At 65.5% G+C, this 14,965-nt stretch carries 10 protein-coding genes; 6 read left to right on the forward strand and 4 right to left on the reverse strand.

Annotated features, from left to right (window positions below; genetic code table 11):
- Positions 1-102 precede the first annotated feature (102 nt).
- The 6 genes from H3Z74_RS00445 to H3Z74_RS00470 are packed head-to-tail and all read left to right on the forward strand — an operon-like array spanning position 103 to position 8,948.
- Positions 103-2,850 carry a TonB-dependent receptor gene (locus tag H3Z74_RS00445; protein WP_229726794.1) on the forward strand — a complete coding sequence of 916 codons (2,748 nt, stop codon included), beginning with the start codon at positions 103-105 and terminating at the stop codon, positions 2,848-2,850.
- A gap of 10 nt (positions 2,851-2,860) precedes the next feature.
- The gene (locus tag H3Z74_RS00450; protein ID WP_187762077.1) at positions 2,861-4,249 is read left to right on the forward strand and encodes an alpha/beta hydrolase; all 1,389 of its coding nucleotides are present in this window, start codon (positions 2,861-2,863) and stop codon (positions 4,247-4,249) included.
- On the forward strand, positions 4,246-5,553 hold the full coding sequence (locus H3Z74_RS00455) for a glycoside hydrolase family 1 protein (RefSeq protein WP_229726795.1): 1,308 nt from the start codon (positions 4,246-4,248) through the stop codon (positions 5,551-5,553). Before H3Z74_RS00450 ends, H3Z74_RS00455 begins: the two co-directional genes overlap by 4 nt.
- Positions 5,554-5,567: 14 nt before the next feature.
- On the forward strand, positions 5,568-6,518 hold the full coding sequence (locus tag H3Z74_RS00460; protein WP_187762078.1) for an alpha/beta hydrolase: 951 nt from the start codon (positions 5,568-5,570) through the stop codon (positions 6,516-6,518).
- Positions 6,515-7,555, forward strand: a complete 1,041-nt coding sequence (locus tag H3Z74_RS00465; RefSeq protein WP_229726796.1) for an alpha/beta hydrolase — start codon at positions 6,515-6,517, stop codon at positions 7,553-7,555. Before H3Z74_RS00460 ends, H3Z74_RS00465 begins: the two co-directional genes overlap by 4 nt.
- 25 nt (positions 7,556-7,580) lie before the next feature.
- Positions 7,581-8,948: an alpha/beta hydrolase family protein gene (locus H3Z74_RS00470; protein WP_187762079.1), complete on the forward strand. Its 1,368-nt coding sequence runs from the start codon at positions 7,581-7,583 to the stop codon at positions 8,946-8,948.
- Between the two features lie 8 nt (positions 8,949-8,956).
- Here H3Z74_RS00470 and H3Z74_RS00475 read toward each other — a convergent pair whose 3' ends face one another.
- The 4 genes from H3Z74_RS00475 to H3Z74_RS00490 all read right to left on the reverse strand — a co-directional run bounded on the left by H3Z74_RS00475 (position 8,957) and on the right by H3Z74_RS00490 (position 14,890).
- Positions 8,957-10,153 (reverse strand): dipeptidase, encoded by a 1,197-nt coding sequence (locus H3Z74_RS00475; protein ID WP_187762080.1) that lies wholly within the window; start codon positions 10,151-10,153, stop codon positions 8,957-8,959.
- A 21-nt stretch (positions 10,154-10,174) separates the two neighbouring features.
- On the reverse strand, positions 10,175-10,984 hold the full coding sequence (locus H3Z74_RS00480) for a phosphate/phosphite/phosphonate ABC transporter substrate-binding protein (RefSeq protein WP_187762081.1): 810 nt from the start codon (positions 10,982-10,984) through the stop codon (positions 10,175-10,177).
- Positions 10,981-11,883: a fatty acid desaturase gene (locus H3Z74_RS00485; protein ID WP_187762082.1), complete on the reverse strand. Its 903-nt coding sequence runs from the start codon at positions 11,881-11,883 to the stop codon at positions 10,981-10,983. The genes H3Z74_RS00480 and H3Z74_RS00485 overlap by 4 nt, the downstream gene beginning before the upstream one ends.
- Before the next feature lie 496 nt (positions 11,884-12,379).
- A complete protein-coding gene (locus tag H3Z74_RS00490) occupies positions 12,380-14,890 on the reverse strand; it encodes a TonB-dependent receptor plug domain-containing protein (RefSeq protein WP_187762083.1) in 2,511 nt (836 codons plus the stop codon).
- Between the last annotated feature and the right edge of the window lie 75 nt (positions 14,891-14,965).

Below are 14,965 nucleotides of genomic sequence, written 5' to 3' on the forward strand. Positions count from 1 at the left end.
CGGTGACGGAAGAGTGCGGGCCACCCATCCTGTTTCATAGACGCGCTCGAGACGCGTAAACCAGGAGGGGAGGGGACTTTGCGTACAGCCGTCTATTTTGGAATGATATCGATTACATCGATCGCCGCTATGGCGCCCGGTGTCGCACATGCACAGGCACGCGACTTCGATCTTGCGGTGCAGCCCGCGGCGCGGGGGATCAAGGCATTCGCTCGCCAGGCCGGCATTCAGATCATCGCGCCGGATGAAGCGACGCGCGGCAAGCAGACGGCGGCAATCAAGGGGCACATGACGATCGTCGATGCGCTGACCCGGCTGATCGCGCCATCGCATCTGCGCATTGCCTCGTTTGACGGGCGAACCGCCGTGCTGACCGCGGCGCCCGTTCGGGTCGCAGCGAGGGTAGAGGTCGTTCCCGCGACGGTCGCCGCTCCGGCAGTGCCCGGCGACCAGCAGAGCGGACGGCCGGCGGAGCAACCGGACGGGCTGGAGGATATCGTCGTCACCGCGCGCCGGTCGGCGGAGTTCAGCCAGAAGGTGCCGGTCGCGGTGACTGCCTTCACGCAGAATGCATTGCGCGAAAAGGGTATCGCCAACGGTACCGACCTGCAGAATTTCACGCCTTCGCTGTCGGTGCTGGGCGATGTCGCCCGGAACCAGGAAACCTATACGATCCGCGGCATGGGCGGGACCGGCGGCGCCGGCACCGGCAGCGGCCCGGGCGTGGTCGGTTATTTCGCCGAAGTGCCTTCGACCGTCAGCGGGCCGGGGAATTTCTACGACCTGGCCTCGCTCCAAGTGCTCAAGGGGCCGCAAGGGACGCTGTTCGGGCGCAACACCACCGGTGGCGCGGTGTTGCTCGAACCGGCGCGGCCCAAGATGAACAAGGTCGAAGGATATATCGACGGCACGCTCGGAAATTTCCAGCGCACCAGCGTGCAGGGTGCGCTCAACGTGCCGATCGTCAGCGACATTCTCGCGATCCGCGTCGCGGGACAGTTCGACAAGCGTGATGGCTATGTTCGCGACGTGGTGACGGGGCGCGACTATCTCAATCGCAACAATTATTCGCTCCGCCTCGGCGTCCAGCTCAATCCGACCGACACGATCAGCAACTATACTGCGGTCAGTTATGTCGATGTGAACGAGCATGGCGGCGGCAGCATATTGATGTCGGTCAACCCCGGCCGGCCCTATGCCGCGTTGCTTCTTCCCTATCTTCAGGCGCAGCAGGCGCGCGGCATACGCCGTACCGCGCTGAGCGTGCCGACCCGGGAGGTGTCCAAGAATCTGCTCGTGCTCAACAACACCGAGTGGCGGGCAAGCGATACGCTGACCTTCAAGAACATCGTCAGCTACAGCCGGAGCCGCTCGACCAGCGCGACCGACCGGGATTCGACCCCATTGCCGATCGCCGACCTGCTCGGCGCGTATCCGGGCAGCTACAACAACAATCTGCGCACCATTACGGAGGAAGTGCAGGCGCGCTATGATGACGGAACGCTGCGCGTGCAGGCAGGCGGCTTCTACCTCGACCAGAAGACCATGGCGCCGCTGACCTTCCAGACGGTGAATCCGTTGCAGCTGGGGGGTATATTGGGTGGCGGCCCGATCATCCTGCCGCCTGCGGTACAGGCATTGATCGGTGCCAACGGGCCCTTGCTGCCCGCGCTTTCGCTGCAGCCCAGCGCCGAGGTCCATGGCCGGAGCAAGGCTGTCTATGCCCAGGTACAGTATAAACTGGCACCGACCCTGACCGCGACGGCCGGCTTCCGCTGGACCTGGGATACCTATGGCGGCCACATCCAGAGCTATCAGTCGCCCGACAGCTATCAGGTGTTCAACAAGCTGGCAGCGATCGGGCTGATCACCCCGGCCCAGGCGGCGCAGGTGATCGGACTCAATGCCAATCTGTGCGTCTATGACGCGTTCAAGGCGGTTGCCGCCGGTGGCTTTCCCACGCTGAAATACCCCAATTGCACCTCGCCGGCATTCGACGGACGGAGCAACGGACCCACCTGGCAACTCGGGCTCGACTGGCAGGCAGACCCGCAGACCTTGCTCTATGCGGTGTCGCGTCGCGGCTATAAATCGGGCGCGAACAATCCGATCGTCTCGCTGTTCCTCGGCGAGCAGCATCCGTTGTTCGGAGTGCTGCCCGAGAAAGTGACCGACGCCGAAGTCGGGCTGAAGCGCGACTGGACCCTGGGCACGGTGCGCGCGCGCACCAACATCGCCGCTTTCTATACCTGGTTCAGCGATATCCAGGTGATCCAGCGCGCGGCGATTGCCGGCTCGGACATCCTGACCAATGCCCAGAAGGCACGCGTTCTGGGGCTCGAATTCGAAGGCATGCTGATCCCGTTCAAGGCGCTGACATTGAGCGGCACCTATTCGTTCAACTCGGCGCGATACCTGGAATATAATTCGCTTGCGATCCCGGCGATCCCGCAGGCGCTGACCGCCGCGCAACCCAGCCGCGATCTCGCCGGGACGCCCTTCTCGTTCGTGCCCAAGCACAAATATAGTCTCGACGCGCGTCTCGCATTGCCGATCCCGGCACGCGAAGGTGACATGGCGATACGGGCAACCTGGTCATGGCAATCGAGCCTGCGGGTCACGCCGGAGATCCAGCCGTTCGACACGATCCCGTCCTATGGCCTGCTCAACCTGCGGCTGGAATGGAACGACGTGCGTGGCGCGCCGCTCGACCTGGCCCTGTACGGCACCAACGTCCTCGACAAGCAATATCGAGTGACATCCAATCCGGGGTACAACAATTCGGGCTTCAACAATTCGATCTATGGCGAGCCGGCGCAATATGGCGTCCAGCTTCGCTATCGCTTCTGAAAGGGCGGTCATGAAGCGAATGTTGTTTGGCGCGATGCCCGTCGCACTGCTCGCCGGGGCACCTGTCCCGGCGCAGCAGACCCCGGCCGCGCCGGTATCGCCTACCATAGCGTCCGGTGTCGCGGTCTTCTCGCCGACCGCCGAACAAGTCGCGCTGATCGAGCAGGCGAAACGTGTCGGCGCAACCGACGTGACGACGGCATCGGGTCCCGATGGCGGCATGATCCTGGGCGGCAAGCTCGACGGGCGTCGCTTCTCGCTCGGCGTGCCGCGGGGCTGGAACCGGCAATTGCTGCTGTTCGCGGGCGGCTATGCCACGCCCGGCGCCCAGCCGACCTTGCCGGACGATCCGATCGTCAAGGATCCGGCCGCCGGGATGCTGCGCGACGCTTATGGGCAGGGATTCGCGGCTGGCGTCACCATTTACGACAAGAACGGGATCGGGACGGAGACGGCGACGCGCAACCTGCTGGCGTTGCGTGCGTTCGCCGGTCGGCTGGGGGCTTCGCGCGCCTATCTCGCGGGCGGTTCGATGGGCGGCAATATCGTCCTGTCGCTGATCGAGCAGCATCCACGCGCCTTTGTCGGCGCGACGGCATTGTGCGGCGTGACGCATGGCTGGCTGAGCGAGATCGGCGCGCTTGCCGATATGCGCGCCGCCTATACCGTACTGACCGCCGGTACCCCCTATGCGTTGCCGGGTGGGCAGGACGTGACCCGGTCGGGATTGCCGGTGACGCCGCCGGCGGGCGACACGACCGATGGCGATGCCTTTCGTGCCGCGCAGAAGCTGAAACTGGCGGCACCCGTGCTGGCCCTGTTCACCGCGGCCAGAACGCATCCGGATGGGCCGGAGGCCCGGATCATCCGCCAGGTCGCCGCGATCGGCGGGTTCGCGCCCGATGTCGTGGCGGTGGCGACCCCGCTTTACGTCGCCGCGCTCGGCATGGACGATATCGTCGCCACCATGGGCGGACTGCCGGTCGGCAATGTCGGCAAACTGTATCGCCCGGTCGAAATGGCAGCCGCAGAGACGGCGGCGTTCAACGCGAAGATCCAGCGCTTCCAGGCCGATCCGCGCGCGACTGCCTATGCCCGGAAATGGCATGAGGCGACCGGCCGCTTTTCCATCCCGCTGGTCACCGTCCATCAGACGATCGACTCGCTGGTGCCGTTCAGCCAGTCCGAGGCGCTCGGACGGATCGTCGCCAGGGCCGGGAACGGGCGGAACCTCATCCAATATGCAGTGCCACCGACCCGGATGAAGCTGCCCATTCCGGGCGATTTCGAGGGTTATACCCATTGCGGCTTCACTTCGGAGCAGGGCGCGGGCGCATTCCGGGTTCTGCGGTCATGGGTCGAAACCGGCAAGCGCCCGGCCCCGGACGCGATCAAATGAGCGACACAATGCACGGGCTGAGCCGGCGCGATGCGCTTGGCCTGGCCGCCGCCGCATCGCTGACGGCATCGGCGCCGGCGATGGCGCGGGGCAAATCCGATTTCCTGTGGGGGGCGGCGACTGCCGGGCACCAGGTCGAGGGCAACAATGTCAATGCCGACATCTGGCTGCTCGAACAGGTCAGGCCGAGCGTTTTCGCCGAGCCCTCCGGCGATGCCTGCGACAGCCTGAACCGCTGGCGCGAGGATGTGGCGATCGTCAGGACGCTCGGGCTCAACTGTTATCGCTTCTCGGTCGAATGGTCGCGGATCGAGCCTGCGCAGGGCCAGTTCAGCCAGGCCTATCTCGATCATTATCGCCGCATCGTCGATCACTGCCGTGAACAGGGGCTGGCGCCGGTCGTCACCTTCAACCATTTCACCACACCGCGCTGGTTCGCCGCCGCCGGCGGCTGGGAGAACCCCCAGGCGCCTGACTGGTTCGCGCGCTACTGCGACCGGGTGGCGCGGGCGATGGCCGGGGGGATCAGTCATGCATTGACCTTCAACGAGCCCAATCTGGCGCTTGGCGGACGCTGGTCGGCACATCCGCCCGATGCGAAATTTCAGGCGCTGATCGCGGCCTCGGTCGCGGCGGCGGCCAGGGCAAGCGGATCGGATCGTTTCTCGCTGCTCAATGCCGGTGAACCGCATCCCATGATCCCCGGCGTGGTTGCTGCGCATGTCAAAGCGCGCGCGGCGATCAAGGCAGTGCGCGGTGACCTTCCCGTCGGCATGAGTCTCGCCATTCCCGACGAGGTGGCGATCGGCGCGAACAGTGCGATCGAGCGCAAGCGCGCCGATGTCTATGGCCCGTTCTTCGCGGTGATGGACAAGGACGATTTCGTCGGCATCCAGACCTATGGCCGCGACTATATCGGGCCGGACCGCGCGCTGGATCTGCCCGCCGATGCGCCACGCCGGCCCAATGGCAAGGAATGGTATCCCGCCGCGGTCGGCAATGTCGCGCGCTATGCCCACCGCATGACGGGCAAGCCGATCCTCGTCACCGAAAATGGCATCGATGCCGTCGACGACGCCGAACGGGCGCGCTTCATTCCCGAAGCGATCGCCTCGGTCGATGCCGCGCGACGGGACGGTGTGCCGGTGATCGGCTATATCCACTGGTCGCTGCTCGACAATTTCGAATGGTTCTCGGGCTATGGCCCCAGATTCGGCCTGGTTGCGGTCGATCGCACGACGTTCAAACGCACCGTCAAGCCAAGCGCCAGGCTTTATGCCGCACTCGTAAAGGCCCGCCGATGATGTTGCGCAACGCCATGATCCTTTCATTCGGCCTGGCACTCGCCACAGCGGCGACGGCGCAGCAGGTCCTGCCGCCGCCGACCAACCTCAGCACCGAAGCACGGTCGGCGCTTGCCGCAGACGCAGCGCGCCCCAACGCCGCGAAGACGATGGCCGAACGCCGCGCCCGGTCGGACGCGATCCAGCACGAGATCGGCGACCGGATGCGCGATCGCTACAAGGTGGCGGTGGAGGACGGGGCGATCGAGGGCGTTCCGGTCCGCATCTTCACGCCGAAGGGCTGGCGGAAGGGAAGACCCCTGTTGATGAACCTCCATGGCGGCGGCTTCATGGTCGATTCCGGATCGCTGACCGAGAATATTCCGATTGCCGCGTTGACCGGATACCGCGTGGTCGCGGTGCTGTACCGCCTGTCGCCCGAACATCGTTTCCCCGCAGCCGTGGAGGATGGGCTGGCAGTCTATCGCGCCCTGCTGAAACAGGCGCCGGCGCGGCGGATCGGACTCTATGGCACGTCGGCGGGTGCGATCCTCGGTCCTGAACTGATCGCGCGCCTGAAGGCGGCGACGCTGCCTCTGCCCGGTGCGCTCGGCATGTTCTCGGGGAGCGCCGACCTGACCGGTTTCGGCGATTCGGTGACGCTGTTCGGCGATCCCGGCATGACCGGGCTGGCACGCGTCTATGCCGGTTCGGTGGATCTGGCCGATCCCTTGCTGTCGCCGGCGCGCGGTGACCTGTCAGGATGGCCGCCGACCTTGTGCCTGACCAGCAGCCGCGACGTGCTGCTGAGCGCCACCGCCGATTTCTGCCGCAGGCTCGATGCGGCGGGCGGCGTTGCGCAACTGGTGATGTTCGACGGGCTGCCGCACGCCTTCTGGGCCTATGTCGAGGCGCCGGAGAGCGACGCCGCCTTCGCCACGATGGCGCGTTTCCTGACGGCAAAACTTGGGGCATCCGGCAAATGAAATGGATCATGGCGATCGCGGCGCTGTGCTGTACCGCGCCCACCCTGGCGCAGCACCCTGCAGTGCTCCAGGTGCCGTCCTTCGCCTTGCCCACCTCGAACCAGCTCAGTCCGGAGGCGAGGCGCGTCCTGGAGCGGATGGCGGCGGCAAAAGCACCGGATCTGAAGGGCGACATCGCGCGCTCGCGTGCCTTTTACGGCAAGTATAATGACGACCGGCTCGCCGAGATGCGGCGGAACTTCCGGACGCTGGAACGGCATGAGACGATCGCCGGGGTCGGTGTGGACATCGTCACGCCGGCAAAGGGGATCGCGCCGCGCCATCAGCGCCGGGTGCTGATCAACGTCCATGGCGGCGCGTTCATCTGGGGTGCCGGTAGCGGCGCCCTGGTGGAAGCGATCCCGATCGCCGCCACGATGGGGGTCGAGGTGGTGACGGTCGATTATCGCCTTGCCCCCGAGCATCACTATCCGGCGGCATCCGAAGATGTGACGGCAGTCTATCGCGCCTTGCTGAAGCGGTATCGCCCGGAGAATATCGGCATCTATGGCTGTTCCGCGGGCGGGATCATCGCCGCCCAGTCGATCGCCTGGATCCGGAAGCAGGGGCTGCCGCGTCCCGGGGCGGTCGGGACCTTTTGCGGCACCGCCGCACCGTATTCCGGCGACAGTCCCTATATTTCCGGTCCTGTAACCGGTGGTCCGGCGCTTGCGGTTGCAACACTGCCGTCGACCCTGCCGACCCCCTATCTTGCCGAGGTGCCGGTGAGCGACGCGATCGCTTATCCGCTGGCGTCCGATGCCGAAATAAAGGCCTTTCCGCCGACCTTGTTGCTTGCCGGCGGGCGCGATTTCGCGGTCAGTGGGCTGACATTGGCGCATCGCCGCTTGAGAGCGGCGGGTGTTCCGGCCGAACTCTATCTGTTCGACGGATTGCCGCATGCCTTTTTTGTCTGGCCGGACATGCCCGAATCCACCGAAACCTATCAGATCATCGGCCGGTTCTTCGACCGATACCTCGGTACGCGCCCGCGCTGATCCGCACATCAGGAAAGGAATCGCTATGAGGACCTCGCATGCCGCCGGATCCGCACGGACCAGATGGGCGGCCGTCATGCTGCTCGCTTCTGCCGCCCCGGTTGTCGCCGCGGATGCTCCCGCACCCGCGCTCACCGCAGCACAGGCGGGGATCGTCGCGCGGGCAAAGGCGCTGGGCGCTACCGGGATCGCGACCAAGGCGGCGCCGGGCGGCGGCCTGATCCTCGACGGCAAGCTTGACGGCGACCAGTTCGCAATGGCCTTTCCGGCGACCTGGAACCATGATGCCCTGCTTTTCGCCCATGGCTATTCGACGCCTGGGACGCCGGTCGCGGTAGCCGAAGACCCGCTGGGCAAAACAGGGAGCGGCGGAGCGCTGGCCGCAGCCTATGCCGAGGGCTTCGCGGTCGGGCATAGCGCTTATGACAAAGCCGGGATGGGCGTTCAGACCGGCACCGAGAACACACTGCGCCTGCGCGATTTCATGGTGAAGCTGGGCACGAAGCGAGTGTATGTCAGCGGCGCATCGATGGGCGGCAATATCGTCCTCTCGTTGATCGAGCAGCATCCCGCGGCGTTTGCTGGCGCGCTCTCCGCCTGCGGCGTAACCGATGGCTGGGAAAGCCTGTTCGGCCAGCTGATCGACATGCGTGCCGCCTATAATTTCCTCACCGCCGGCACGCCCTATGCGTTGCCGGGCGAGCAGGACCTGGCCCGTTCCGCGCTGCCTACCGTGCCGCCGGCTGGGGATTCCACCAATGGCGAAGCGTTTAGATGGGCGCAGATCGCGAAGGTCGCGACCCCGGTATTGGCATTGTCCAAAGCGGCGACCGCCAACCCGGATGGGCGCGAAGCGAAGATCGTTCGGCAAGTGGCTGCGATCGGCGGCTTCGAGCCGGAACCTGCCTCGCTTGCCTATCCATTGGTGACCATCACCCTGGGCGCCGACGATCTGAAGGAGACGCTGGGCGGTCAGATCTATGGCAATATCGGCAAATCCTACGCCCCGCCCGACATGACCCCGCAGGAAGCGGAGGCGTTCAACACGGGCGTGCAGCGCATTGCTGCCGATCCGGCGGCGGTGGCTGCCGCACGCCAATGGCACCAGGCGATCGGCCGGTTCCGCACGCCGTTGATCACGATCCACAACAGGATCGATTCCTTGGTCCCTTATGCACAGACCGAAGCGCTCGGGCGGATCGTCGCGGCGGCGGGCAATCGGGGCAAGCTGGTCCAGTACACGGTGCCGGCGGTCAAAGCGCCGCTGCCGATCGGCGGAGTGGAGGGCTATACCCATTGCGGCTTCAGTGCGGAACAGACCGGCGCGGCCTGGAAGGCGCTGAGATCCTGGGTCGAGACGGGCAAGCGGCCGGCGTCCGGCGCGGTACGATGATGCGGCGATCAGCCTGACTTGCGCCGATAGGCCGGATCGCGCGCATCGATCGCGGCCTGCCAGACCCGAAGGACATTGCCGCCCCACAGCTTCTCGATCTGCGCGGGGCTATAACCGTGGCGCGCCAATGCTGCCGTGACATTGGCGGTCTCGCCGACGTCGGACCAGCCGGTGACGCCGCCGCCATGGTTGAAGTCCGACGACAGCGCGACATGGTCGATGCCGATCCGCTTCACCGCATGGTCGACCGCGTCGATCAGATTGTCGATGCTCGCTTTGGGCTCCTTGCCGACAATGTCGTGGTAGCGATGGTCATACTCCACCTGCTTCTCGGCGGAGAGCGTCACGCCGCTGGTCGGCGACAGGCCATATTCCGTCTGCAATGCCGCGACGGCTTTCAAGGTTTCCGGGCTGCGCGCGCGCAGATAGGCGCTGAACGCATTGATCGCGATGACGCCGCCCCGGGCCTTCAGCTTGTCGAGTTGCGCGTCGGTCAGGTTGCGCGGGCTGTCGATCAGCGCGCGAACGTCGGAATGGCTCGCGATCACCGGCGCGCGGCTGAGTGTGATCACTTGATCAAAGGCTGCGTCCGACAATTGCGAGACATCGATCAATATGCCGAGATCATTGAGGCGCTTTACCGCCTCGCGCCCGAGCGGCGACAGCCCATTATGCTCGGTGACCCGGTCGCCCAGCTGAAGCGCCGGGCGGGAGGAATCGGCGAACTGATTATGCCCGGCATGGACAAAGCCCAGGATGCTTACGCCGCGCGCCTGCCAGTGGTCGAACGCATCGAGGTCGTCGCCCAGTGGCCAGGCGTTGAGCAGGCTTTCGACCACGGCAAACCTGCCGCTCGCGACGATCCGGCGAACCTCGGCGGGAGATCGGGCAAATGCCGCAAGCGCGGGGTTGCGGTCGGCGATCGCATGGATCGCCGCATCATGGGCGACGGCTTCGCGCCGGGCGGCGGTCAGTGACGCTGGATCGCGTGGGCCCTGCGGCACGAACAGCGCGATGGCGGCGGTCGTCAACCCGCCTTTCTTCGCGCGTTCCAGGTCGAACTGCGATGCGGGGTCGGCAAGACCGGCCCAATCGGCTGCCGTCGCCGATTTCGGCAGATCGAGATGCGGGTCGAAGACGATCGTCTGCGCGGCGAGCGGTGTCGTCGCAAGCAGCGCGCTGAGGAATATCGTGATGGATCGCATGGGGACGCCCTTTCAGATTGATCAGCGTAAATCGGGGTAGCCGGCAGCGGCGGCATCACGCTCGATCGCGCGCAGCGGCGCGTATCGCTCGGGGCTGCCGGGCACGATGTCGCGCAGGAACAGGGTTGTGCGGGTCTCGGCCAGTCCGGGATCGGCGACGATATCGGCCAGCGCCATGCGCAAGGCCGCGACCGTTTCGATACTGGTGTTGCGCGAGGTCACGAACGGCGGCGTCGCCGACTCCGCGGTCGTGCCGAGGATGCGCAGCGTCGTCGCCAGCTCGGGTTCGGCGCGCAGCACAGCGGCATAGGTGACCGCGTCGATCGCGGCGATGTCGGCCTCGCCCATCACGATCGCGCTGATGCTCTGGCGGTGCGCGCCGGTCTCTCGCACCTCGCTGAAAAATGCTTCGCCGCCCGCCAGGTCCGCGATCAGGGCGCGGAACAAATTGGTGCCGGTATTGGAGTGCCGGTCGTTGATCGCTGCCACCCGGCCGCGATAGTCGGCGATCGAGCTCACTTCTTCCCGCCGGGTGATCAGGAAGCTGCGATGCAGGCCCTCGCTGCAGCCGGGCGCGTCGTAGACCGGCACGCCAAGCACCCGCAGCGACAGCGATGGATCGCTCACCAATGGATAGCCGCAGATCTGGCCGAACAGCAGATCCGGGGCGTGCCACAGATCCTGCACCGATCGGCGGCGCTCGAGCCGGTCGGGTACACCGGCTATGCCGCGCGCACGCAGGATGCGGGCAAGCTCCGCCCACAGCCGGTCGTTCGCTGCCTGTTGCGGCCCATGGTCGTACATGCCGAGCGAGGCGAGTCCCGGCGTCATTCGACCGGCCGTTCGAAGGCGGGGTGCAGCGGTGAGTCATGCGAGCGGAGTGCGAAGCGCCGGACGATCTCGCCATAGCCGGCATACAGCACCGCGCCTTCGCGGATCAGCCGCGCACGATGATGGCGGTGATAGGCAGGCAGCTTGTGCCACGACAGCCCCGGCCGCTCATGATGCGCGGCATGGAGGTTGTTGTTGAGGAACAGCAGCCCGAACAGCCCGCCGCGCTCGACCGATGCCGCTCGGCCCGGCGTGTCGATCCGGGCGCGATGTTCGGCAAAGGACCGCAGCATGGTGAGCGCCATGCCGGGATAGACGAAGGTCAGGATATAGCGGCCCAAGCTCAACCCGACATGATCGAGCCAGACCAGCAGCACGGCGACTGCGGCCAGATGCGGCAGCCAGTCGCGGATGACCTGTACCGGCTCGGAAAATGCACGACGGATCTCGCTATTGAGGAACCGGGCCAGCACGATCGGCGGACCCGCGAGCATATGCCCGGGCAGGGTCGACTGGATCCGTGCGGCCAGCCATGCGGCACCGCCGCGGCGCGCGACATAGCGGGATTCGGGATCCTCATGGGGATTGGTGATCTCGGCACTGCCGTGATGCGCAATATGGCTGCGGTAATAGAGCGAATAGGGCAGCCAGAGCGACAGCGGCACGAAGCCGATCGCGCGATCGATCGCGGCGATATGCGTCGGATGGCCGTGGATTGTCTCGTGCTGCAGCGATCCGTGCCACGCGATGAGCCAGGCGCCGATCAGGACCAGCAGCGGCGTGGGGATCACGGCATGCCATGTGGTCGCGGCAAGCCAGCCGCCATAGATCAGGGTGGCGATGGCCAGAGTCCCCCGATCGATAGAGCTGCGCTGTGGCGATCGATGCGGTTTGGCCATGGAGATTCGGCACTCGTGATTGAACGGATATCAAATCTCTATCAATTTGATGGGATATTCAATGTGGAGCAAGTTTGACGCGATGAAGATTTGCTTCGCGTGCGGGTCGGAGCCGACATGTCGAGTGAAAGCCGGGCGATACGGACGACGATGCCGATTCAATCCTGGCGCGGAGCATGGCAGCGTGGCGGCGGACGGGATGCCAGCCGGTATGTCGTCACGCTCTTTGACATGACTGGAGACTATTGCGCGGTTCTGGACCGCTGTTCCGGCGGGAACAGCGGTCGCTCACCCCTGTTCCTGCGTGGCTCGACCCCTGTTATCGAAAACCGCGGAACAGGGCACAAGCTACTGGGACCAGGGCGAAAATCGACGTTTTCGATCCAACTTAACAGGGGTCGCTTTTTTTATCCGAGCCGAACAGCGGAAATCGGGTCCGATGAGGGTCGCGACTCGCATCCGGCAGCCGCCCAGCTTTCGGCCGGGCGGCCTCGCATCACCAGGTGACGCCGACCCGGGCGTACAGATAGCGGCCGTTGAACCCGAACGGCGAATAATAGGGGAAGCCGACCAGGCCGGTGCTGTTGAGCTGCGTGCCGCGCGACGACAGGACCTTCACATAGTCGGGATAGGTGTCGAACAGATTGTTCGCCCCCACCGCCAGGTTCACGTTCCGGATCACCTGATAGCGCGCTTCGAGATCGAAGATGGTGTGGCGACCGGTATGGATATCGTCCTCGGCAAAGCCGGTGCTGCCTGGCTGCGTGACATCGCCATAATAGGATGCCCGCCCGGTCACGCCGAGATCGCCCAGCGACCAGTCGATCGTGCCGACCAGCTTGGTACGCGGCGTGCCCTGTTCGAACGAGATGATCCGCTGCCGGCTGAAGATCGGCAGGGTGGCGCTGGCGGGTGTGCCGGGCGGGGAGTTGGGCGGCGCGATGATCGTTGCGGGGGCCGGCGCGCGGGTCACCTCGATGTCGTTGAAATTGCCGGCCACGGTCAGGTCGAAAATGCCGATAGTGTCGGTCTTGGTGCGATAATGCGCCACCACGTCGATGCCCTTGGTGGTCGAGCGGATACCGTTGAGGAAGAAACGCCCCGCAGTCACATTGTTGGTATCCGGGTTGGCCGCAAGCAATGCCGCGACCACCGTGCCGCCGAGATTTTCCGACAAGGCGATCTGGTCGCGGATCTTGATGTGATAGGCATCGACCGACAGGTCGAACCCGCCCGCCTTCAGCACCACGCCGGCCGACAGGTTGCGCGCCTTTTCCGCCCGCAACGGCTTGCCGCCCAGCGCGACGCCGACCGGGCTGATCGACGGGAACAGGCCAGTCTCGACAATCGCGCCGCCGGTCAGGACCGATGCGGTCGAGGTGAAATATTGCTGCTGCAACGATGGAGCGCGGAACCCGGTGGAGGCAGTGCCGCGCACCGCGAGCCACGGCGCGAATTCGTAACGGGCGGACAATTTGCCGGTCGCGGTCTCGCCGAAATCGGAATAGCTTTCGCCACGCACCGCAACGCCCAGGGTCAGCCGGTCATTGGGCTTCGCCTCGATATCGAGATAGCCGGACACATTGTCACGGTGCACATTGACCCGGTTCGACGGCAGGAATCCGGGAAAGCCCTGGGCCCCCGAGCCGAGCGCGGTATTGGCGCTGAGCGGGCCACGATCATAGGAGGCATGCTCGCCGGCGCCGATCTTGAAACCTTCGCGGCGATATTCCGCGCCCCAGGCGATGTTGATCGTGCCTTCGCCCAGCGGCTGCTCGCGCGACACATCGATGCCGCCGACGATCTGATCATAGGTCAGCTTGCCGTCGTAGAAATTCCGCTGCGAGTTCGCGCCATAGGTGGCGTTGCCCGAATTCAGCGTGTTGATGGTCAGCTGGTTGCGCCCGTAGGAAAGGTTGAGATCAACCTTCCAGCCGGACAATTCGCCGCGCAGGCCGCCCGCGACGGTGAAATCCTCGGACTTGACGTTGATCAGCGGGGTGAACCCGTCGGGATAAAGGCTGGCCAGGGCGTCGGCGCTGGCATTGACGGGATTGCCGCCGGCGACGCGCGGTGTGGCGGCACTGGTGCTGTCGCGGTGCTGATAGCCGCCGAACCCGTATAATTCCCAGCCATTGTCGCCGACCGGCGCGCCGGCATTGGCGTAGAAGCTGTACTGCTCCACATCGGGGTCGCCGAAGCGTGAGCGCACCCGGATCGGCGTCTTGCGCGGATCGAAATCGCCGCGGCTGGTCGGGTTGCGATTGAGATATTCGCCGGACAGAGTGAGGAAGCCGTCCTGGCCGAGCGCGATGCCCTGCCAGCCCGATGCGGTGACGGTCTCGCCGTCATGTTCGTTGCGCGAGCCGCGCGCCGTGTCGACGTCAGTGATATACTGCCCATAGGTCACGGTCGCGCCGCCGCCGCTGCGCGCCTCGCGCAGGCGCAGATTGACCACGCCGGCGATCGCGTCCGATCCATATTGCGCCGCCGCGCCATCGCGCAGCACTTCGATCCGGTCGAGCGCGACCGACGGAATGGTGTTGAGATCGACCGCCGCCGAGCCGCGCCCGACCGAGCCGTTGGTGTTGAGCAGCGCCGACGTGTGCGCGCGAACGCCGTTGATCAGGACCAGTGTCTGGTCCGGCGACAGGCCACGCAGCGTGGCCGGGCGGATCGAATCGGTGCCGTCCACCGCCGATGAGCGCGGGAAATCGATCGACGGCACCACTGCTGCGAGTGAGGCGCCAAGCTCGGTGGTGCCCTGGCGCTGCAGGGTAGCGGCGCTCAGCACATCAACCGGCGATGTGCTGTCGAGCCGCGAGCGCCCTGCGGTGCGGGTCCCGGTGACGACGATGTCGCCCTGATCGTCGCCCTGATCATTGGGCGTCCCGGACGCTGTGGCGTCCTGCGTGTCGGTTGGGGCGGCCTGGGCGCTGGCGGCGCCAGCATAAGTGAGTGCCAGCGTCGATGCGGCGATGGCGAGAAGCGGCCGGAAGTTCGTCACGATAATTGTCCCTTTGTTCGATTCGAGATTGTTTTTATGAAGTGCGGCCAGCCCTCCAGGCCGGCTTCGCTATGT

This window comes from Sphingomonas alpina, assembly GCF_014490665.1.
Classification (GTDB): domain Bacteria; phylum Pseudomonadota; class Alphaproteobacteria; order Sphingomonadales; family Sphingomonadaceae; genus Sphingomonas; species Sphingomonas alpina.

Coding starts and splice junctions, on each gene's coding strand:
- H3Z74_RS00445 (WP_229726794.1), top strand. CDS start 103: ATGATATCGATTACATCGATCGCCGCTATGGCGCCCGGTGTCGCACAT.
- H3Z74_RS00450 (WP_187762077.1), top strand. CDS start 2,861: ATGAAGCGAATGTTGTTTGGCGCGATGCCCGTCGCACTGCTCGCCGGG.
- H3Z74_RS00455 (WP_229726795.1), top strand. CDS start 4,246: ATGAGCGACACAATGCACGGGCTGAGCCGGCGCGATGCGCTTGGCCTG.
- H3Z74_RS00460 (WP_187762078.1), top strand. CDS start 5,568: ATGATCCTTTCATTCGGCCTGGCACTCGCCACAGCGGCGACGGCGCAG.
- H3Z74_RS00465 (WP_229726796.1), top strand. CDS start 6,515: ATGAAATGGATCATGGCGATCGCGGCGCTGTGCTGTACCGCGCCCACC.
- H3Z74_RS00470 (WP_187762079.1), top strand. CDS start 7,581: ATGAGGACCTCGCATGCCGCCGGATCCGCACGGACCAGATGGGCGGCC.
- H3Z74_RS00475 (WP_187762080.1), bottom strand. CDS start 10,153: ATGCGATCCATCACGATATTCCTCAGCGCGCTGCTTGCGACGACACCG.
- H3Z74_RS00480 (WP_187762081.1), bottom strand. CDS start 10,984: ATGACGCCGGGACTCGCCTCGCTCGGCATGTACGACCATGGGCCGCAA.
- H3Z74_RS00485 (WP_187762082.1), bottom strand. CDS start 11,883: ATGGCCAAACCGCATCGATCGCCACAGCGCAGCTCTATCGATCGGGGG.